Here is a 21,067-nt window from a genome sequence, read left to right as displayed (position 1 = left end):
GTATCACAGGTCAGCCTCCCGGTGTACCTCTTCTAACTTGGGCAGCAGGCGACCGATGTCATCGATGATCTTGGTACAGTAGGCACGTCTTCTTGCATCAATCTGGTCGAATAGATCTTGAAACGTGATTCCGTCTAACGCTTTTTGAGTTATGGCTCCGGATCCATTGGGGTCCATCATCAGATCCAAGATCATTTTGCTCGTCTCTAGCCGACTCGCCAATTGAACTATCGATTCTTCGAGCGCCAACCTCTCGTTGTGGGCCGATCTAAACTGCCAGTACTTTGTTTCGGCCACCGCCCATTCCTGCCGTGCAGATTCCAAGAGCTCTCTTGATCGACCCAATTTTGGAGCGATGAGCTTTGCAACGGTTATATCTACCGACGTTTGCGTTCGCTATCGCAACTGACCTGACGTCGCGCGGGCCGAGGCCCTTGATGGCGCGGCTTATCGGCTCCGCCTACAACGCCACGAGATCGTACAATCGAATTCCCGTAACGCGCTCAAGCGAAGCAGATGCTGTCTTCGGGGAGTGCCTGGCTGAAGGCGCTAGCCGCCGCCCACCGCGTACGCCAGTTAGTCCGCCCGAAGCGCTGTATCGCGGCGCACCTTAGAGACTTGCTCAGATCCTATTGGGCTCGCTGCAGCGCCCCAACTGTTCCGGATGTACGTGAGGACAGCCGCTATTTCTTTGTCGTCCAGTTGTCGACCGTAGGATGGCATTCCGGGCGCCGTGGGCTGGGCTGTGGTCGCGACGCTTCGGGCGCCTCTCAGAACGATCCGAATCGACGTCGTCGCGTCGTCCAATCTGACCATCGAGGAGGCGGCTACGGACGGAAAGAGTTCAACGACGCCTTTGCCGTCGAGACCATGACATGCCGAGCATTGGTCCCGATAGATCGCAGCGCCCGCGACCATCGCCGGATCGTTCGCGGGAAGAGGAGAGGCGCCCTCACTCTTGCCAGGCACCGATTTCAGATAGGTCGCAATGGCATTGAGGTCAGGATCCGTCATATACGCGGTCGACAGAGTCACCACTTCGCCCATCGGACCGGTCGCCGCCGTGATGCGATTGTGGCCGGACCTCAGATAGGAAACCAACTCTTCTCTCGACCAGTTACCCACGCCGAGGCGCGTGTCCTTTGTTATGTCGGGAGCCGACCACCCCTGAAGGTAGCTGCCCTGGAGGTATTGATCGGTCTTGTCGCCACCGAGAAAGGTTTTCGGCGTATGACAAGCGCCGCAATGACCTGGACCATCGACCAAAAATGCTCCCCGATTCCATTCGACGGATTTCTTTGGATCCGGCCGGTAGTCGCCCTCCGTGAAGTAAAGGGCGTTCCACACGCGCATGGATGCGCGGATGTTGAACGGGAATGGCAGAGTATTTGCGATGACGGCATTGCGGACCGGCGTCACCGTATTCAGATAGGCACGGATCGCGAGCACATCGTCGCGCGACATCTTCGTGTAAGCGTTGTAGGGCATCGCCGGGTAAAGACCCGAACCGTCGCGTCGTATCCCCTCCCGGATTGCCCTGTCGAACTGCTCATCGGTCCAGCTGCCTATGCCCGTCTCAACGTCAGGTGTGATATTCGGCGCGACGATGTCGCCGAAGGCAGTTTCGATCGGGCGGCCGCCGGCCAAAGGTTGGTTGCTGCCCGGCACCGTGTGGCAGCTTCCACAATCGGAAAGGATCGTCAGGTATCGTCCGCGCTCGATCCGCGTGAACTCCTGCGGGTCGGCGTCGCCCGCGAAGGATGAGCCCGTGCTCAAGAGAAGTGCAGCCGTGGCGAGAGAGTAGCGCAATCGGCTAGGCATCGATAAGTCTCCCCGGGCTCTTCAGATATTTGCTTCGGATTGCTGCTGCGGCCCAATAGGCGAGGGCTCCAACGGTGAGCGTGGGGTTGTAGCCGGGGTTCTGCGGAAATGCGCTGGCGCCGAGGACGAAGAGGTTCGATACGTCCCAGCTTTGAAGATAGCGATTGATCACGCTGGAGGTGGGATCGCTCCCCATCACAGCGCCGCCGTTCAAGTGCGTTGTCTGATAGGTGGTGATGTCGTATGGCCCTTTGCGGTAAAGCACTGCGAGCTTGTTTGCTCCCATAGCCTTGATGATTTCCGCAAACTTGTCAGTCAGAAACTTGTTCTGCTTGATCTCGTTTTCCTTGAAATCCATTGTGATGCGCATCAGCGGACGACCAAATCTGTCGGCGTAGGTCGGGTCGAGGTCGAGATAGATGTCCTGATAGGCGTAGAAGCTCCCGTGCACGCCCGCACCCGGCTTGACGGTTGACAAGTAATTCTCCTTCACGGCGCTCTTCCAGGCTGCGCCCCATTTCGGCGTACCTGGTGGGACAAGAGTGCTTTCGATCGGGCGTGCGCCGGTCTGCACTTGCCCCAGATACGCACCGCCGACGAACCCATGTGGCCCATGATCGAAATTGTCACCATTGAACTCGTCGATACACATACCGATCGCGCCCGACCCAATGAACGGGCTGAAGTTGAATTTCTTCGGGTCGAAGAAGCCGTTCACGGTCGAAACCGTCTGGTGCGTGTAGTTTCTTCCCACAGTGCCAGTCTTCGCTATGGGATCGTACGGACGACCGATCTGTGAGTGCAGCAGGAGCTGCACGTTGAATAGAGCAAAGGCCGAAAGGATCACCAGTTCGGCCGGTTGCTCCCACTCCTGACCGCTTGAATCGACGAACGTGACTCCCGTTGCCTTCTTGCCTGACTTGTCGACGTTGATCCTGATGACTTCCGAGTTATCGCGCGCGCTGAAGTTCGCCTTTCGCACGAGATAAGGAAGGATCGTAGTCTGCGGGCTTGCCTTCGAATAATTGCTGCAGCCGAACCATTCGCAGAAGCCGCAATAGGTGCACGGGCCCATCTTCAGTCCGAGGGGGTTCGTATAGGCCTGGGAGAGATTGCCCGAGGGTTGCGGAAAAGGCTTGTAGCCGAGTTCGCGCGCCGCCTTTCCGAACAGGGTGTGGCTGAACGGTTGAGCCTGTGCGGATGTCGGATACGGGCGGGATCGCGGGCCCTCGAACGGATTGCCGCCTTCCATGATCTGGCCACGAAGGTTGCCCGCAGTACCGGAGGTCCCGCAGAGATATTCAAACCGATCGTAGAACGGCTCGAGTTCGTCGTAGGTTATGCCCCAGTCCTGGATGGTCATATCCTCGGGAAGGAAGGACGCGCCGTATCTTTCCGTCAAATGCGTCTTGAGCACGAAATCGGATGGCAGGAAGCGCCACATCTCGGCATTCCAATGCACGCCTCCGCCACCCACTCCGTTCGGCGGCATAAACGCGCCCCAGCTGCGGATCGGAAGGGCGGTCTGGTCCATCCGGTTCCGGAAGGTGAAGGTCAGTTGGTCGGGGCGAAGAAACAACTCATGGCGAACCCGATAGCGCAATTCGTCCTGCATATATGTGGGAGGAAAATCCGTGGGAGCATCGCGCCAAGGTCCGCGTTCGATCGCCATCACCTCGAGACCTTCGTCGGTGAGCTCGTTGGCCATGATCGACCCGGTCCAGCCGAGTCCGACGATGACGACGTCTTTGCTGGGAAGCCGTCTTACCATGGGTCACCTCGTCCGCGTCGTCCATTCGGCGCGCCCAGTCAGGCTGACCGGAGGCAATGGAAACTTCTCGTTATGTCGGCTGACCCAATCCAGATAATTGTAGCGGGCGCCGGGATACCCAATCATCTTCCACGCAACCATGTCCCGGTTGCCGCCATAGATGGGATCGGCGAAGAACCCCATCTGAACGTCCTTGATCACCTGTTCGAAAAAAGTTTTGCCGTCGACACCTTCGAGCTTACACTCTCCGCGTTCGAGGCCTCCGAGTACACGATCCTTCTCGGCATCCAAAAGTTCGTAGAAGGCCTTGCCGCCGAATTGCGCTTTGCAAACCTTGTCGAGCGCCGCGAGACCTTCGCGGTACTGCTGCGCAGGACCTTTCTCGGATTGGTGACCCTGGTTCTTGTCTCCCTTCAGAAAGGGCGGTTTAACGTAGAGACCATCCTGACGACCGTAGGGACCGGCGAGCTGCCGATCGAGGAATACGGGGCAGCCCGAATCCTTTCCGCCGGGGGTTTCGGGGTCGGCAGGGATGATACGATCGGCCAGCGCTTCGACTGTTCGGGCTTCCTCGCCAGTGAAGAACAGCCACGGTCCGATTGTGGCGGCAGTCGGCGGACTGCCTGCATTTGGTGTCCACGGAAGATGGTCGAAGATGACGGTTGCGTTGGAGCGCGACGCACTAAGAGCAAGATATGCCGCTCCGGCCAAAAGCTCGCGCCGGCGAATCTCCAATCGGTTGCTGTCCTTCTTCATGGGGCGGCGCCTGTTCTATGATCTCGAGTTGTTGTTCTTGCTGCGTCGCGCCGCTTCCTGGCACGCGAAAATTTCGGCGCAGCGCTATGAACGCCAGAGCTTGATCAATTGCGTGGCCACGCTCGGCAGATCCGGCCCGACCGCTGCCGGGGCAGGCCACCCTGGCACGTCCAGCGTGGGCGGCGGTGCATTGCCGGGCCTCGCGACGAGCGCTGACTGACAGCCGGCGTTTTGCGCCCCAAGGCCATCCCACAGGTGGACCGAGATCAAGCAAATCGCGGCCGTCGGTACATTCAACTCCTCTGCGGCCATGTGGTATACTTGTGGTGCGGGTTTGTATCGGCGCACGCGATCGACGCTCAACAGTTTGTCAAACCAGCCGTCGATGCCAGCTGACTTCAATTGCCTGACTTGCGCATCGGACGGCGAGTTGGTCAGCGTCACCAGTCGGAAGCCGGCATCCTTCAATTGCTTCAGTCCGGCCGGCACGTCGGGATGCGCAGGCATTGTCGCGGACAGCATTCCCAACTCGTCAATATCGCCCTGACCAATCGAGACATTGTGGATCGAACCCATCAATTTCAGCACGGCCTGTGACAACGTGAAGAATGGCGTATAGGGGCCGCTGGCCAGGGTTACAGCCTCCGAGTAGAGGACGAGCTGTGCGTACCACTCGTTCACGAACTTCTCATCGCCGAATAACCGATGAAATAGCGGCCCCAGATGTCGGATGTCGAGCATCGATTCGTTGACGTCGAACGCGAGAATGGACGGCACCACCGCGCCGCTCTTGTTTTCCCGAGCCTGAATAGGCGCAGCTCGCCCGACAACACTTGACGCCACACCGCCAATTGCGGTGGCTCCGATTCCGGTAAGGAGGTTGCGGCGCGGCACTGAAACCAAGGCGTCGTCGTTCATTTGATCACTCCTTCCCACTTGAAGGCCAAATTGAAGGCCAAGAGTGCAGCTGCATGCGCACTGCGGGCACGCAAGCGGCTTGCTGAATGAGCTGGTTTGCGCATAGCCCAAGGTGAGCGCAATCTCCGTAACGGACGTCTTTCCATCGGCCAGCAGCAGCTTGGCGATGTCCATGCGCCGCTGCACCTGATACTGATGCGCCGGAATTCCGAACGATTGTTTAAACGCTCGGCAAAAGTGATGCAGGCTTAGCCGCGCGAGTTCGGCAAGTTTCACAAGACAGACCTGTTCTGCCAAATGCGCTTCAATGTAGTCAATGACAGCTCGTTGTTGCCAGCTTGCGAGGCCACCACGGCTTACTGCCGGCTCGCGAAGCGAGTCCTGGTCCACGCGAGACAGCTCATGGGCAAGCACGCCAGAGAGTGCCTCCAGGTACGGAGTGCATTTGGCCCGGCCACTCTCAATCGCATTCTTCAATTTCGATGCCGTCTCCCAGACGCGGGAATCCTCGAAGCAGATTCTTGGTAAGCAGCCGCCTACATCCTCGTCCGATTTGCGGAATGCAGCTGGATCAAAATAGAGGAACGTTATGCGGGTGGACGCTGCGGTCTCATGCCATTCTCTATAGCTGCGTCCCGCCGGCACGAAAGTGAGTTTATGAACCAGGCTTCGAATTTTTGAAGTCTCCAGACCATCTATGGACGTCTCGCCGCTGCGCCGCAAACCTTCATTGTACAATACGAGCAGATGAGGCGGACCCCGGAAGCGAAATTCGATCTTGTGACCGATGGGAACGTGGACACTCTCGGAAAACCACCAATGGCAACCGGTACCAAGCCGTTTTGCAGGCTCGGCGGGAGTTATCTCGACAGTCGGACGAACCACAATGCCAAATGATGGGCTGGAAATCGCGTCAGCTCCTTTTGGAGGCGATGGCAAGCCGAAAGGCTGATTGATCCCATCTGGTTTCGTCATCCTGCTTACGTTTGCATTGAACGCGCACGTAGCCATGCCTCTTACCCTTCAAGACTGGAAGAGTTTTCAAATTCAGCGAGGGATCTGGATCCTTTCTCCGCCGAAAGAAATCGCCAGGCCTTCAGCGCTACCATGCTTTCGGCTGCGCGCGCCCACAATCTCTCGGTTGTGATACCTCGACCCATACCTAGGTATGGGCCTTTCCCCGAACTACGCTGCCTTGGGCAGCGGCAGCTTGTCGCCTCACTTCTCGATGCCGAGCGCCGCGGCCATCCGAGCGAGCATCGCTAGGGACTCGCTCCCAATTTGCTCATCACGGTGCCGCGATGCATCTTGACGGTGACCTCGCTAATCGAGAGCTTCTGAGCGACTTGCTTGTTCATCAGTCCTGAAGCGACGAGCGCCATTACTTGCCGCTCGCGAGCCGTCAGAAGCGCGTATTTGTCCCGCAACTCGCTGATACGGCGCATCAACGCCGATCATAGGTGGATGGCCACGACGCCTAACCAGATCACTCATCCTCGTCCTCTCGGCCCTAACCGCCGCTTCCGACGAACGCAGCGGGGCCGTCCCATAGTCTCACAAATTCCGCCAATTTGCGCCGACCTGGCGCCACCACAGCACGTAAATGGTTGAACGCCTCCGCACCCGGCGGAAGGAAAAAGGGATCGTTCTTGCCCCAGACCGCCAGGAACGGCGGCTTGTGTTTGCGGAAGTAGGCCTGGAATTCCGGATACGTGGCGACGTTGCTCTTGTAGTCGCCAAAGAGGTCGAGCTGGACTTCATCGGCGCCGGGACGCGCCAGATAGTCACTCATCATGCGCAGCGGCCAGCACATCGAGCCTGGTCACACGCAGCAATTCTCGCGCGTCGCTCTGCTTCGGTTACAAACTCGCGAAGACGTCATTCGCCCGATAGCGGCTCCGTGCGGTGACATCTCTGACTTGCTATCGGCTCATTTGAACTCTCTGCGATAGACACGTCGCCGCCCAGCCTGTTGCCTTTCGAAACGCATTTCCATGTTTTCCGTCGGCAACGCTGGCCTTGCGGAATTCGACACCGGCGTTGCGCCGGATTGAGCCTTGCTAGCGTCCGATGATGCGTCCGTCATACCCGGACCTTGCACCATTCGCTTGCCCGCGATTGACACGGTTCGGCGTAGACTCGTGAAGTGTCTTCGGCGCAGCGAGGCGAACACCGCCACATTACTTCAACGAAGGCATGACGAACGGGATCGGAATGTGGACATTCTTATGAGTCCCAAAATCCAGCTGCCTGCCCGACCGTTGCGTGGTGGATCCTCAGGGCGACCGCGAGATCATCGCAGGAGCGCTCTAGCCGCAGCAATTGAACAAAAGCGCGTTTGGCTTGCATGAAATACCTTGAGCCACCGCAATGGTCCTCCCGTCCTTCGCGGCCACTGCGGCCGGTCGACATTCGGCCGGTCGCTTTTCTTTGGATCACCCGGCGCGCGCCTTTGGCGCGCTGCTCCAAGGTATCTTCCCCAGGAGAGGACCATGAACGGTTCGAGTGCCGGTGAGGCAGAATTGGAGCCTCTACGATGTCCGCTCTTCCATTGATCGTCTTCGACGTCAATGAGACGCTCCTCGATCTCGAAACCATGGAGCCGACTTTCGCGCGCATCTTTGGCGACCAGGGAGCCATGCGTCTCTGGTTTGCCAACCTTGTTATGTACTCACTGGCCCTGAGCGCGGCCGGATCCTACGTGCCGTTCACGGATATTGGTTCAGCGGTGATGAAGATGCTGGCCGATACACGACGTATCAAGATTGATGATGCGGATAAGCGAGAGCTCAAGGAGAAGTTCTCGACGATGCCGCCATACCCGGCGGTACCGGCTGCGCTTCAGAAGCTGCGCGATGCGGGCTTTCGGCTCTTCACCCTCACGAACAACCTGGTCGAGGTTCAAACCCATCAGCTCGCGCAAGGAGGGATTTCCGACCATTTCGAAAGATGCTTCAGTATAGATTGCGTCAAGCTCTCTAAGCCCTCCCGGCAGACGTATGGCGACGTCGAGAAGGAGCTTGGGGTCGACCCTTCACAGCTTTGTCTCATCGCTTGCCATACGTGGGATACGTTCGGAGCAGTGGCAGCCGGTTGGGAGGCCGCACTGGTCAAGTGCATCGGCAATGATGTTCTGGGAGTCGGCCCTCAGCCGCAGATTGTCGGCAATGACCTGAACGATGGCAGATCAGCTTATTGCTCGCTACAAGGCACGCGGCCGACCAGCTTGACTGCCATGCCCGGCATCTGGAAACGAGGACCTGGCTAAACGGGGAAACGTGGCCGCGTTCAGGCAAGGGCAAGAGTATGATGCGGGCGGCCGCTGATGCTGCTTGCGCAGACAAAGCAGCGGACGAGGCATTTCAAGCATACGCAAGGCGCCCTTTTCACGGCTGGCGCGGTCGCCGTGATCCGCTATGCCAAGATCCATGGCGCGGGGCATCGGCCTTCTTACGGGACTGCTGACGCGCCGACCCGCCAAGGTGGCTGCGATCGCGCTCGCCAACAAGATTGCTCGGATGGCGTGGGCGATGATGGCCAGCAACGAATGCTACAAGGAACCCGTCGCGCTCGCGGCGTAACCTATCGCGCCGGACATCCGGTGTGACGTAACGGTTGGGAGGGCGAACAGCACGTAATGCAGCGCCGGTCGATCCGGCCATCAGGACAACCCACTTGGGCCATGGCATCTTCGAATGCGTGCTTTTGACCGGGACCTGATCCGCGGAGGGCATTATGGCCAGCGGTCACGTGAACCGCGCTAACAGGCCGAACACATGGCTGCTCCGACTACCGCCGCAGGCGTAAAGAAAACCCTTGCCAACCCGGAGCCGTCCACACATGGCCCATTTTAGTTAGGCATGCCGACGCCCGGGAACGATGTCTGTTTATGGGCGTAGAGCGGAAGTCGTCGGTACGCGGCCAAACCGACGCGAATGACCCCTTAGCTGACCTGCAAGGCTCTGGCGGAAGTCGCTTCTGACCGAAGCGAGGCGGCCGTATCTCTTCAGACAACTCGGGGCCCGAAATGGTATGCTTTTGTCCCGCATTATCGCGCTCAGTGAAATGGGAGCGCCAAATGGAGGCCAGAATGGATGATCGCGAGAAGCTGTCTGCCCTGCGTCGTCATTGGGATGCTTCGGACGCGGGCGAGTTCGAGACAGAGCATGAAATCTATTGCGAAGATGCGGTGCTCGATTATCCGCAATCGGACGAACGCATCCGCGGCCGGCGCAACATCCAGGAAAGCCGGTTCCTGCAGCCAAACAAAAAGCGCTTTGCAGTGCGGCGAATCCTCGGGGGCGGCGACCTCTGGGTTACCGAGTTCGTCCTGACTTATGACGGCATACCGTCTTACTCCGTCAGTATCATGGAGTTCCGCAACGGGCGTGTAGCTCACGAAACTCAATATTTCGGAGACCGATTCACTCCGTCGCCCTCGCGTACCCATCTTGTTGAGGCTCTGACCTGATCGCCTGCGTTGCACACCCCATGTTGTTCGGGACGTCAGCTTGCGGTCGATTTTGTTGCGAAAGTCGGCTGTACCGACGGATGTCTTTCAGCCATTCGGCAAGGCCGACCGGCTTTGATCCGCCGACCCCGACGCTCTCAACGCAACTCCTACGCTACGCAATGCACGTGGCATGAGCGGGCGGTGGTCGCGCAACGAACGACGCGAGGCGCCTCAGATTTTGAGCGATGGCAGCCAGAACAAACTCGTCCTGGGCGCAATCCGCCAGCTCGCGGTGGCGTCTTGGAGGAAAGCGGCTTGGGCCGCATCGCGAAGGATAGCAATGGAGCGCGGTCATTGCATCTGCGAATCGGGTTCCGGATTCACCATCAGCGAGTCAGCCTGCGTCTCCATCAGCTTGAGCGCGAGAGCAAAGTCCGCACTTACGCGCTCCGCATTGCTGCAAAATGCGACGGTGCACCTCTCGCCAGTGCGCTGTTCATAGTTCGGGTATAACGGTTGCTTTTAGTCCTCCACGGGCACCTCCTGATCTACGCCTCTCGGCTATATTGCTCGTAAAGCTTTATGGCGTTGTCCCAGCGAATCGCCTCCATGTAGATGTCGACATAACGCGCAGCTGCCGCGCCGTAGTCCATGTGGTAGGCGTGCTCGTACATATCGAGCACCAAGACCGGACGACCACCGGCAAGCGTTGTCGTATGGTCAGCGGCCCACTGGTTCACGAGGCGTTTGTCCCGGGGCGAATATGAAAGGATGACCCAGCCCGAGCCGCCGCCTTCCGCCTTGCCCACCGCAGCGAATTCGGCACGCCAGCGTTCGATGCTGCCAAAATCGCGCGCGATAGCGTCTGCGAGCGCGCCGCTCGGCTTCGAGGCGCCACCGAGCCCGTCGAAATAGATCTCGTGCAGGATCATGGAATTTGAGGCGATCAATTCCTCGCGCTTCAGCCCGTTGATTACGAAGTTTGCCGCCTTGGCAAAGTCAAGTTCAGCCAGCTGCGTGCCGATTGCGTTGAGGCGCTTCACTGCACCTACGTAGTTGTTTTCGTAATGGCTGACGAGAACCTTTTCCGAGATGCCGGTGATAGATTTCGGATCGAATGGCATCGGCTTCGCTTGATAAGGCGTCGCCTTGCCTCCAGTCTGCTGGTTGCCTTGAGCTAGTGCTTGCGTACCTGCAAGCACAGCGGTCGATGCGGCGGCCGCCCCCATGCCCGCGACGAAATTTCGACGTTCGGTATTCAAGGTCATCAAGAGTCTCCACGTGTTGAACTGTTCCGAATAGTAGAGTCCGCGTGTTGCAGAATCATGGTACCTTTTCTGGCTGCAAACTCGGAGTCTCCTTCTCAATCGCCTCTCGAAGTCGCCGGCAAAATGGACTCGGCATCGTAAGTCCTAGGCTAGGAATTTTCGCGGGCCATTTGCGGCCGAACCGCCGATCTCAGTGGCGGCACGCCCTTGGTGCTTGCCACCACCAGTGTCTCCTCCGACAGGCCCGCCGTCACCTCGGTGCGCCCCTCGTCGGTGATCCCAATCTTGACGTCAATGCGTGTGATCCGATTGTCATTGATGGCGTATACGAAGTTGCCTTCGCCATCCGATCCTACGGCAGCGGCGGGTACGGTAAGCGCGTCAGGGCGCTGGTTCATTTCCAGCGAGACCTCTGCATATGTGCCCGGATAGAGCCGCTCCCCGGGGTTGGGCAGGTCGATCTCGGTACGCATGTTGCGGGTCTCGGGATCAAGACGCAGGGAGAAGCGGGTTACCCTGCCAATGAACGGCTTACCGTCGAAGCCAGCCGGCTTGACGATTGCCGGATCGCCGACGTGAAGGTGAGGTACATCGTCCTCCGGAATGTCGCAAAACACGCGGATCGTGTCGATCCGCTGCACTGTGAAAAGTGACCCCGCGGACGGCGTCGCCCGCGTGGCCGTGGCGGCGGCCTGGACCAAATCGCCCCGGTTCACAAAGCGCCGTGACACCACGCCATCGAAAGGCGCCACGATCTGCGTATAGGCGAGTAGCGCCTTGATCTTTTCCACGGTCGCGGTGGCAACGTCGATTTCGTTGGCTGCATGGTCGCGGTTTCCTTCCGCAACTCCGAGATCCGCCCTGGCGATGTCCGCGTTGGCGTGCACCTGATCGAGTGTCCGGTCGCTGATGAAATTTCGTCCCTCACCCAGTTGTTCCCGGTCCTTTGCGAGGGCGGTCTGAAGCGCCAGGTTCGCATTGGCGTGGTCCACTTGGCGGCGCGCGCTCTCCAGCGAACTTTTGTTGGATTCGAGCTGGGCTTCGGCTTCGGCAAGCTCCTGCTTCATTTCGGGGACGTCGATCACCGCAAGCACTTGACCCGCCTTCACGTGATCGCCGATATCGACGCGAACATCGGATAAGTATCCGGAGACCTTGGCGAAGAGTTCCGCTTCTTCAAAGGCTGCGAGGGTGGCGTTGGTTTGGAGGCGTTGGGCCACGGTGACGCGGCGCGGATACGTAGTCTCGACAGGCGGATGGCTATCCGCCTTGGTGAGATTCATTGGCGGTGACAGTGCCGCGAGATGCCGCTCGGCCAATACACACACCGCACCGAAGCCGAACACCACCACCAAGATCTTTACGCCCGTTCCCGCGAATTTCATTCTGCTTACCTCTAAAATCCTTTTGGTGTCGGCTTATTGCGCCGCCTGAGCAGGATATTCAGCGTGCCCGACCCCACGTCCCGCCGCTTGGTGCCGCTCCGGCTCAAAATAGCGGCTATGCGGGTCATCAGGATCGAGCGAGGCAGAAATGCGAGCATGTTGCGATTGCAGCGTGGCCAGGATCGCCGGCAGGATGACGAGCGTGGCGAACGTTGCGCCGAGTAGACCGCCGATCACTGCCCGCCCAAGCGGCGCGCTTTGCTCTCCGCCTTCGCCCAGGCTCAGCGCCATCGGCACCATCCCGGCGAGCATCGCGAAACTGGTCATCAGGATCGGACGCAGACGGCTCCGTGCGCCTTCTATTGCTGCCTCCCGTGGTTCGCGGCCCTCGACCCGGCTCCTCTCAGCGAAAGTCACAAGCAGGATGGCATTTGCCACGGCGACACCGATCGCCATGATCGCGCCCATGAAAGATTGAATGTTGAGTGTGGTCCGGGTGAGCCAAAGCATGATTGCGACCCCGGCGATGACGGCAGGAATTGTCAATCCCACGGCAAGCGAAAGACGGAACGATTGGAAATTGCCAGTCAGCAGCAGAAGGATGACGCCCACCGCCATCAAGAGCCCGAGACGAAGGCCTCCGAACATCTCCATCATCGGCTCGACCTGCCCGCGCACGGTCACGTTCACCCCAACGGGCGGCTTTCCCGCATCGTTGATCGCCTGCCGCACTTGGGCAGCCGCGCGTCCCAGATCCTCGCCGGAGACATTCGCGCTCAGTGTCAGCATGCGCTGCATGTTGTAGCGATCGTATTCGCCGAGTGCTGTGCCGTCGGCGACGGCGGCCACATTGCGCAAGTCAATCTGTTGGTCCGACCGACGAACGATCGGGAGGTTCTTCACGTCCTCGAGCGAGGTAATCTGCCGCTCTGGGATCTCGACCTGCACCTGATAACCGATGCCTGTCTTGGGATCGGCCCAATAATTTGGAGCGGTATAACGACTGGATGACGTGCCGGCGACGAGCGAATTCGCCACGTCACCAGTCGTCACCCCCAGAACGCCGGCTCGCTCGCGGTCCACAGCGACCTTTACAGTCGGATAATCTAGCTCCTGCTCGAATCCCAGGTCTCGCAGCGCCGGCACATGTGCCAATTTTGCTTTCAGCTTATCGGCGTATTGACGGCTATCGGCGAGGTTCGGCCCGCTCGCCGCCACCTCGATTGGAGTCGGCGCACCGAAGCTCATCACCCGGCTGACGATATCGCTCGGTTCGAATGAAAAGCGTACACTCGGCAACTCTTGAGGCAATTTGTGACGCAGCCGCTCCTTCAAATCCTCGATCCCGATCCCGGCGCCGGGCTTGAGCTGCACCTGCAGTACCGCTTCCTCGGGGCCGGAACTCCAAAGGTAGATGGTATTGATGGGGTAATTGGGCGGCTGAGTTCCGACGAAGCCGAGGCTGATTTCGACGTTATCCGGGCCGACCTCACGCTTGATCGCATCGAGTGTCTGCAACGCGATCTGTTCGGTGCGCTCGATGCGCGTTCCGGCCGGAGCCCGTAGGTGCAATTGGACTTGTCCGGTATCCACGATTGGAAAGATCTCGGTGCCGAGAGAGTTGCCAACCAGGGCAATGATGGCGCCACTGATGACAAGATAGGAAAGCACAACGATGCGTCGACGTTTCATAACGGCGCGTGTGAACCTATCGTACCTTGCCCGCAGCCGATCGAAAAACGTCTCTTGCAGCTTGTGGTGCGAGCTCGGATTGCGCAGCATCCAGACCGATGCTACCGGGACAAAGGTACTGGAAAGCAAATACGACCCCACTATCGAGAAGCCGACCGCCAAGGCCAGCGGTGCAAACAGGTTGTGGGCGGCGCCGGTCATGAAGAAAGCCGGAATGAACACCGCGAGAATGCAAAGCATGGCCACGAACCGAGGCAGGGTCGTCTCGGCGGTCGCCTCGCTCGCGGCACGGGCAAGACTGCGGCCATCGGCAAGTTTGGTGTGGATGTTCTCGATGGTGACTGTCGCCTCGTCGACCAGAATGCCGACGGCCAAGGCCAACCCGCCCAAAGTCATGATATTGATCGTCTGCCCCGATATCCAGAGCGCCGTCACCGACGCGAGGATCGCGAGCGGAATGTTCAAGACCACGACGAGCGAACTGCGCCAATCCCGCAGAAACAGGAGCACCATGAGGCCTGTGAGCACCGCGCCGAGAGCGCCTTCGATTAACAGGCCCTGGATGGCGCGCGTCACATAGGGCGACTGATCGAACTGGTAGCTGACCTTGACATCGTCGGGCAGTACCGACTGGAAGCGCGGCAGGTTGGCTTTAACGGCATTGACGACCGCGAGTGTCGAGGCGTCCGCTCGTTTGGTCACCGGAATGTAGACAGTGCGGCGTCCATCCACCAGCGCGTAGCCGGTCTGTATGTCGGCGCCGTCTTCGACCGATCCGACGTCGCGTATGAAGATCGTCCGCGTTCCCTGCGAGCGGATCGGAATGTTGTTCAGGCCCTTGGCGTCGCCGACGACGGAGTTGACCGGTACCATTGGCCATCGATCCCCGATTCGGATGTTGCCGGATGGGCTGACCGTGTTGCCGGCGGCCAACGCCCGCACCACCTCGTCCGGCGACATGTTGTAGGAACGTAGCTTCCCGGGATCCACGCGAACGAGGATGGTGCGCTGGCTCGAGCCAAAGGGCGGCGGCGCCGAGACACCCGGCAAGATCGCAAACAATGGGCGGACCTTGAAGAGAGCTGCATCCTGAAGCTCGGCGACCGTTTTGGTCTTGCTGGAGAAGACGAGGTCGCCGACCGGCACGCTGCCAGCGTCGAATCGCACCACGAAAGGTGGCACAGTCCCAGTGGGCATGAAGGCGCGGGCGCGGTCGACGTAAGAGACCGTCTCTGCCGTGGCCTGCGCCATGTTGGTGCCGGGATGGAATTGGAGCTTGATGAGCGCAACGCCCTGGATCGACTTGCTTTCGACGTGCTCGATGCCGGTGATGTAGAGGAAGTGGTACTCGTAATAGTTGGTGATGAACCCTTCCATCTGCGCCGGGTCCAAGCCGCCGTAAGGCTGCGCCACGTACAGGACGGGCACCCCGAGATCCGGAAAGATGTCCCGAGACATGCGATCGACCGCAAGAAGACCCGCCAATGCAACGGCTATGACCACCGTCAAAAGCGAGATCGGGCGTCGTAGTGCAAACGACACCAAGTTCATCGCGACGCCTTAGCCGGCCCTGCCGCGCCCGGATGCGAGCGCGGCTCGACGGCGCGAATGAAGATGAGCGGGACATTTCGGAGGAACGCGGCGCATGTTTCCACCCATATGCAATCTCGTCGACACGTCGAGTATTGCGCATGGCCTGGGCGGAGAAGCCGGATGGAAGTGAAGCTATCCAGCGACAGAATGGATTTGGCTGACATCGCGCGCCCTCATTGGAAAATTGGACGCGATTCTTGAGCATGTCGCCTCGTGAGGAGATCGCATCCCCATGTCGCGCAGTACATTAAGGAGTGAAAGTCCTGTCAATTCAGTAACGTTCACAATGACGCGCGCAACCTTTCAACGGAACTGCTCCGCGCGGGGCCGGCGACAATCGTTTTGCAAAAATCGCCACTGACCTTGGCGGGTCCCGTCGTTCAACTCTGCGTGGCCCGCGCCTCATTAAATTTAAAGTCAGAAAGGAGTTGTGCCCAGGTCGAAACGAAAAAAGACCGAGAAGCGGTGATGCGGCTAAGCGGTTCTTCTAATCTCTCATCCCCGAAAAGGCGACTCACTAATCACTAAACACTAGCTTGTCGCAAGAGAGGTTCGATGTCGTATCCTGGCGAACACCGCCGACTAACCAAATAAAAAATTGCTCGGAGCGCACGGCGACTCTTCAACCGCCGCGGGTTCGATACTGTGTCAATCGACGACGTTATGGCTGATGCCGGGCTTACCCGGGGGAGTTTCTATAGCTACTTTGAGAGCAAAGGCGATCTTTATGCCGAAGTGGTCACGCAACTTTTAGATGAAAAGCAGCTTTTAAGCAGCGACGGGGTCAGCACCGATTCGCGTGCTTTTGACCGGCGGCTCAGTTCGTCCGCGACTATCTTTCGCGCGAGCATTTCGAGGATATCGACGGAACCTGCCCCCTAATCGCTTTTCCGACCGACTTTTTGCGCGAGGAGCACCGTGTTCGGCAAGCATTTGAAACCGTCCTCAGGGTCATGATCGACATTTTTGAGCAGGCAATGCAGCGTAATTGGACAGATGGCACGATCCCGCGCTCGCGCGATTGCAACACTTGCGTTGGAGGTATGGTGTTGGCTCGCTCGATCGAGGATCGCGTGCTCGCCGACGAAATACGCGAAGCCGCAATGAGCATCGCGCTGTCGCTCGGACAATGGAGCCGCGCCGAACGTTCTGCCGCAACTGAACGCCGGCACTCCTCTTGAATAGTTCGCCGACGATCAAGCCAACGTCAAGATGCTGGCAACCGGCCCGGTGGCAGCGATGGCTACCAGATCGATACCACCACCTGTCGGTACCGTGAAAATGCGAGCGCAGTTCGAATGCTGACTTGACAACAGCGGGCGACTGCTTCCCCACGCAGCATGATCCGGAAAAGTGCGAAGCGGTTTTCGGAAAAGATCATGCTAAAACAAGAATCTAGAGCGCGATGGCGGTTCAACCTAATCCCGTCGCGTTCTCGCTGGCGCTACGCGAGCCGACCGCGGACGCGGTCCGCTTGATAATTTTCTGCAAATACCGGAATGCAGGAGCCGCAATCGGTGCCGGCGCGAAGTGCTCGCCCGATATCGGCGACGTTTGCTGCACCCCCTTCAGCCACAGCGCAGCGGATGGCTTCAAGTCCGACACTGTAATAGGCGCAGACGATCGGCCGGCGATCACCACGAGCTGATCAATGCGCCCTGACAGCGGCAGATCGGTCACGGGCCCGCGATAATGACTGTGCACGCGTCGGGAAACCGTTTCGCATGCTGGACACAGACCGAAGCTTCTCGATGATGGTCTTGTCCCGTCGCAGAGAGCACTTTCGACGACAAACCCGGTCGGCACCAGGTTGGAGCGACTAAGTAACTGTTGCATGGGCTGATTGTCTCCGAAAAAGCACCACGCGAATCTGAAACTGCATCAAATTTGAGTTACCGCCTTTTTGCACGCCGATTCACAAGGGAGATGGCCTTCAGTGCGTCGGTGCCATGGGCGCCGATCGCGGCAAAGGTGTTCGGGACGTCGCGTCCGATTTGGGCGAAGTCCGCGTAACAATTCCGGCCGCTACGCCGAACTATCCATCATCGCTCTTGCCGGAAATCTGTCATGCGGGAACATTCAACTTCACACGCTGCCCCCATGCGGCCTGCACAGTGGACCTGGTCGGCATGGTCGCCGGACGACGCGGGCGATTTCCCGAAGATCAACGATTATGCGCTGATCGGCGACTGTCGGACCTGCGCACTTGTAGCCGCGTCCGGAGCGATCGAGTGGCTCTGCTTGCCGAATTTTTCGTCACCCTCGAGCTTCGCTGCGCTGCTCGACCGCACGCGTGGCGGCGCATTCGCTCTGCGCCCGACCGAGCCGAGCACAAGCAGGCGACGCTATTGGCCAGGCGGCGCTATTCTGGAAACTGAGTTTACCACTAGAGGCGGGCGCGTGCGCGTCCTCGACTTCTTTCCGATCGGGGACGGCAATCGCCGATGGCAAGCGGATATCCTGCCCCAGCGGGAGCTGCTGCGGTTGGTCGAGGGGCTGGAGGGAGAGGTCGAAATGATCGGCTCCATCGAACCGCGCCGCGACTATGGCCGCAAGGCCGCCGGATTTGAGGTGCGCCCGGGGTTCGGCTGGGTCATCCGGGATCACGGTACGCTGCTTACCGTATCGACAGACTTCGACGCCGCACTGGAGGCAGGCGGCTCGCGCATGCTCACGCGGGGCGTCGTGCGCGCGGGCGAGCGGCGCATTATCGGCCTCGCCTTCGCCGAGCACGAGGTGGCGATCCGGCCTGCTGTTGGACCGTCCGCCTGGAAAAAACTGGAGGCGACTGACCGGTGGTGGAAGGCTTGGTCGACGAGGTGCGTCTACGACGGACCTCACCGCGAGCAAGTGGTCAGGAGTGCGATTACGCTCAAGCTGATGACCTATTCGCTATCCGGGGCTGTGATAGCCGCTCCGACCACTTCGCTGCCCGAGGCGCTCGGGGCAGACCGCAATTGGGACTACCGCTTCTGTTGGCTGCGCGATGCGTCGATCACCATCCATGCCTTCCTGGGCCTCGGACTCAAGGAGGAAGCGAACGCCTTCCTGGGCTGGCTGCTGCACGCGACTCGGCTGACTCGTCCCGAGCTGCGCATCCTCTATGACCTGCATGGCCGCAGCAGTGCGCGCGAAGACGAGCTCCTCCACCTGACAGGCTATCGAGGCTCTGCGCCCGTGCGCGTCGGCAATGCGGCAGCCAGTCAGCTGCAGCTCGACACCTATGGTTCGGTTATCCTGGCGGCGTACGAATACATCCAGGCAAGAGGCCCGCTGAGCGGCGGAGAGATGCGATTGCTACGTGATTTCGGGGAAGTGATCTGCCATCGCTGGATCGAACCCGATCAGGGGCTTTGGGAAGTCCGTGGGGCGGCTCGCCATTTCACGGCCACGAAGGTGATGTGCTGGACCGCGCTCGACCGGCTCGTCCGCCTGGCGGAGCAAGGCCGCATTCGCATTCCCCTCGATCGCTTCCGTGCGAACCGGGACGCTCTCGTCTTGACTATCGAGGACCGAGGCTTCGACGCCCGCGTCGGCGCCTACGCGGGCGAACTGCAGTCAGACGTGCCGCTGCCTGACGCGGCGGTCCTGTTGATGGGCTTTGTGGGCTACGAGGGCAGGCCGGGCCGGGTGGCAGCGACCTTGGACTGGGTCGAGCGGGAGATCGGGCGCGATGGGCTGCTGTGGCGGTATCCGCTTGGCTTCGATGGCTTCTCCTCACGCGAGGGAGCGTTCGGCATCTGCCTCGCCTGGGCGATCATCACGATGGCGCAACTCGGCCAGCGCTCGCGCGCGGTCTGGGCGCTCGAGCGCTTGGGGCGGACAACGAACGACTTGGGGCTGTTTGCCGAGGAGTACAATCCCGTGGCTCGGGAGGCGCTTGGCAACTTCCCGCAGGCCTTCACCCATGCGGGCTACATCGCAGCCGCGCTGGCGGTCGCACGCGACGGCGGAGGCGCGGCTCAATGATCTCAATGATGATGTATTCGGCCCACGTGGTCCTCTGGGGTTTTGTGGCCACGATCGTGATGACGACGATGATGCTGGGCGCGCAGGGGCTCGGCCTATCGCGGCTCAGCCTGCCATTCCTGTTCGGCACCGCGGTGACGTCGCGCCTGCGCATGGCCTATGTAATCGGCTATCTGCTGTATGGTGCGGGGGGCTGGGGCTTCGCGTTCGTCTATGACGCGGTATTTGTCTCCGTCGGCGTGCGGAGTTGGTGGCTTGGCGCGATCGTGGGGGCGGGACACGCCATGTTTCTGCTCGCTGCGCTCATGCACCTGCCTTTGATCCATCCCAGGCTCAGCTCGGATTATGACGCACCGCGATCGGACCGCGCCATCGAGCCTCCCGGCTTCCTGGGCTTGAACTATGGTCGCCAGACGCCGCTCAGCACGCTTATCGGCCATATCGCCTATGGCGTCATCCTGGGCGTTGGCCTCGGCATGTAAGGTTGCAAGCCGTCCCGCCGAGCATTGACCCGGATGGACTTCATCGTCCTGACGAACTCGGATATTGCCCTTTGCCCAGTCCGGCGGCCAGCTTCTGTTCCATCTCGTCAGCAGGCTCTACGAGCGCGCCTCCGTCATCGTCAGCACCAACTTGCCTTCGGCGAGTGGCGCAGCGTGTTCGGCGACGCCAAGATGACCACTGCACCGCTCGACCGGCTGACCCATTACTGCGACATCGTCGAAACCGGAACGAAGCTGGCGATTCAAAAGCCGCGACTACGATCACGCCACCCCGCACTCGTCTCGCCTCCGCAATCCCGGCCAGCTCCGACGAGACGAGCGCTACCAGCAAACCGCGGCGCAAAGGGGTCAAAATTTGCAAACGATGACGTAATTGCGATCGGCGCTCGTGCGCCAAGGAGCTCTCGCTATCGTCGAGCTCTCGCAATCAACCGATTCGGAGCGCTACCATAAAGCAATACGTCGGGCTGGTCTCACAAAGGGAAACTTCAGTCTGCGTAATCGAGGAAAGTGGACGGGTAACGTTCGAGGCAAGGCCAAAGCCGAACCTGGAGCATTGACCGAGCTACTTCGCAAGCGTGCGCCAAATGCCGAGCGTATCGGTTTTGAAACTGGCGCGACGACGAGCTGGCTTGGCACGAGCTCCGACGCCTTAACCTTCCTGTCGTCTGTGTCGATGCTCGCCACGCACATGCCGTACTCTCGACCCGCTTGAATAAGAGCGATCAGAATGACGCCCGAGGACTGGCCGAGCTGGTCAGGGTTGGCTGGCACCGAGAAGTGAAGGTCAAGAGCGAAGAGATCCAAAGGACCGGGGCCGTTCTTGCGGCGCGATCTCGTCTGGTCGTGTGATCGCGACGACCTCGTTCAATCGGCTGGCGGCGGCTTGTCCCCACTCCGCTGCAAACGTTGAGGCATCGGATCCGGACATCAACATG

General features: G+C 59.7%; 16 protein-coding genes and 4 pseudogenes. 9 read left to right on the top strand and 11 right to left on the bottom strand.

The annotated features are described in order from the left end of the window. Window positions 1-3: 3 nt before the first annotated feature. The 7 genes and pseudogenes from AC5ZG1_RS36350 to AC5ZG1_RS36320 form a co-directional block, all read right to left on the bottom strand. A complete protein-coding gene (locus tag AC5ZG1_RS36350) occupies window positions 4-324 on the bottom strand; it encodes a hypothetical protein (RefSeq protein WP_496135763.1) in 321 nt (106 codons plus the stop codon). 252 nt (window positions 325-576) lie between these two features. Further along, window positions 577-1,821 carry a c-type cytochrome gene (locus AC5ZG1_RS36345; protein ID WP_496135762.1) on the bottom strand — a complete coding sequence of 415 codons (1,245 nt, stop codon included), beginning with the start codon at window positions 1,819-1,821 and terminating at the stop codon, window positions 577-579. After that, window positions 1,814-3,592 carry a GMC family oxidoreductase gene (locus AC5ZG1_RS36340; RefSeq protein WP_496135761.1) on the bottom strand — a complete coding sequence of 593 codons (1,779 nt, stop codon included), beginning with the start codon at window positions 3,590-3,592 and terminating at the stop codon, window positions 1,814-1,816. Before AC5ZG1_RS36340 ends, AC5ZG1_RS36345 begins: the two co-directional genes overlap by 8 nt. A gap of 3 nt (window positions 3,593-3,595) precedes the next feature. Further along, the gene (locus tag AC5ZG1_RS36335; protein WP_496135760.1) at window positions 3,596-4,348 is read right to left on the bottom strand and encodes a gluconate 2-dehydrogenase subunit 3 family protein; all 753 of its coding nucleotides are present in this window, start codon (window positions 4,346-4,348) and stop codon (window positions 3,596-3,598) included. Between the two features lie 84 nt (window positions 4,349-4,432). Then, the gene (locus AC5ZG1_RS36330) at window positions 4,433-6,241 is read right to left on the bottom strand and encodes a haloacid dehalogenase type II (RefSeq protein ID WP_496135759.1); all 1,809 of its coding nucleotides are present in this window, start codon (window positions 6,239-6,241) and stop codon (window positions 4,433-4,435) included. A gap of 287 nt (window positions 6,242-6,528) precedes the next feature. Then, entirely contained in the window at window positions 6,529-6,711 is a 183-nt protein-coding gene (locus AC5ZG1_RS36325; RefSeq protein ID WP_496135758.1) for a LuxR C-terminal-related transcriptional regulator, read from the bottom strand. Window positions 6,712-6,875: 164 nt separating this feature from the next. Next, window positions 6,876-7,049: pseudogene (locus AC5ZG1_RS36320) on the bottom strand (alpha/beta hydrolase); the annotation flags it as partial. Window positions 7,050-7,802: 753 nt separating this feature from the next. Here AC5ZG1_RS36320 and AC5ZG1_RS36315 point away from each other — a divergent pair. From AC5ZG1_RS36315 to AC5ZG1_RS36305, 3 genes and pseudogenes are all read left to right on the top strand, one after another. Continuing rightward, on the top strand, window positions 7,803-8,534 hold the full coding sequence (locus AC5ZG1_RS36315; RefSeq protein ID WP_496135757.1) for a haloacid dehalogenase type II: 732 nt from the start codon (window positions 7,803-7,805) through the stop codon (window positions 8,532-8,534). A gap of 187 nt (window positions 8,535-8,721) precedes the next feature. Then, window positions 8,722-8,847, top strand: a pseudogene (locus AC5ZG1_RS36310) (IS110 family transposase); the annotation flags it as partial. 509 nt (window positions 8,848-9,356) lie between these two features. After that, window positions 9,357-9,737, top strand: a complete 381-nt coding sequence (locus tag AC5ZG1_RS36305; RefSeq protein WP_496135756.1) for a nuclear transport factor 2 family protein — start codon at window positions 9,357-9,359, stop codon at window positions 9,735-9,737. Between the two features lie 530 nt (window positions 9,738-10,267). On the opposite strand, the gene AC5ZG1_RS36300 is transcribed toward AC5ZG1_RS36305, so the two are convergent. From AC5ZG1_RS36300 to AC5ZG1_RS36290, 3 genes are all read right to left on the bottom strand, one after another. Next, the gene (locus tag AC5ZG1_RS36300; protein WP_028168339.1) at window positions 10,268-10,843 is read right to left on the bottom strand and encodes a superoxide dismutase; all 576 of its coding nucleotides are present in this window, start codon (window positions 10,841-10,843) and stop codon (window positions 10,268-10,270) included. Between the two features lie 293 nt (window positions 10,844-11,136). Further along, on the bottom strand, window positions 11,137-12,372 hold the full coding sequence (locus AC5ZG1_RS36295) for an efflux RND transporter periplasmic adaptor subunit (RefSeq protein WP_496135755.1): 1,236 nt from the start codon (window positions 12,370-12,372) through the stop codon (window positions 11,137-11,139). A gap of 33 nt (window positions 12,373-12,405) precedes the next feature. Continuing rightward, window positions 12,406-15,606 carry an efflux RND transporter permease subunit gene (locus tag AC5ZG1_RS36290; protein ID WP_496135783.1) on the bottom strand — a complete coding sequence of 1,067 codons (3,201 nt, stop codon included), beginning with the start codon at window positions 15,604-15,606 and terminating at the stop codon, window positions 12,406-12,408. 648 nt (window positions 15,607-16,254) lie between these two features. Here AC5ZG1_RS36290 and AC5ZG1_RS36285 point away from each other — a divergent pair. Both AC5ZG1_RS36285 and AC5ZG1_RS36280 read left to right on the top strand, forming a co-directional pair. After that, window positions 16,255-16,539 carry a TetR/AcrR family transcriptional regulator gene (locus tag AC5ZG1_RS36285; protein ID WP_496135782.1) on the top strand — a complete coding sequence of 95 codons (285 nt, stop codon included), beginning with the start codon at window positions 16,255-16,257 and terminating at the stop codon, window positions 16,537-16,539. Between the two features lie 71 nt (window positions 16,540-16,610). After that, entirely contained in the window at window positions 16,611-16,838 is a 228-nt protein-coding gene (locus AC5ZG1_RS36280; RefSeq protein ID WP_496135754.1) for a hypothetical protein, read from the top strand. A gap of 232 nt (window positions 16,839-17,070) precedes the next feature. On the opposite strand, the gene AC5ZG1_RS36275 is transcribed toward AC5ZG1_RS36280, so the two are convergent. Next, the gene (locus tag AC5ZG1_RS36275; protein WP_496135753.1) at window positions 17,071-17,337 is read right to left on the bottom strand and encodes a hypothetical protein; all 267 of its coding nucleotides are present in this window, start codon (window positions 17,335-17,337) and stop codon (window positions 17,071-17,073) included. Between the two features lie 420 nt (window positions 17,338-17,757). On the opposite strand from AC5ZG1_RS36275, the gene AC5ZG1_RS36270 reads away from it, so the two are divergent. The 4 genes and pseudogenes from AC5ZG1_RS36270 to AC5ZG1_RS36255 form a co-directional block, all read left to right on the top strand. Next, window positions 17,758-19,626, top strand: coding sequence for a glycoside hydrolase family 15 protein (locus tag AC5ZG1_RS36270; RefSeq protein ID WP_496135752.1), 1,869 nt, complete (start codon window positions 17,758-17,760; stop codon window positions 19,624-19,626). Next, window positions 19,623-20,108, top strand: a complete 486-nt coding sequence (locus AC5ZG1_RS36265; protein ID WP_496135751.1) for a hypothetical protein — start codon at window positions 19,623-19,625, stop codon at window positions 20,106-20,108. Before AC5ZG1_RS36270 ends, AC5ZG1_RS36265 begins: the two co-directional genes overlap by 4 nt. 24 nt (window positions 20,109-20,132) lie before the next feature. Beyond that, window positions 20,133-20,497: pseudogene (locus tag AC5ZG1_RS36260) on the top strand (ATP-binding protein); the annotation flags it as partial. Window positions 20,498-20,578: 81 nt separating this feature from the next. Next, window positions 20,579-20,975: pseudogene (locus AC5ZG1_RS36255) on the top strand (IS110 family transposase); the annotation flags it as partial. Window positions 20,976-21,067 lie beyond the last annotated feature (92 nt).

It is taken from the genome of Bradyrhizobium sp. Leo78, assembly GCF_059512425.1.
Note: the sequence above shows the minus strand (reverse complement) of the source record. Positions and strands in the feature narration are given on the sequence as shown.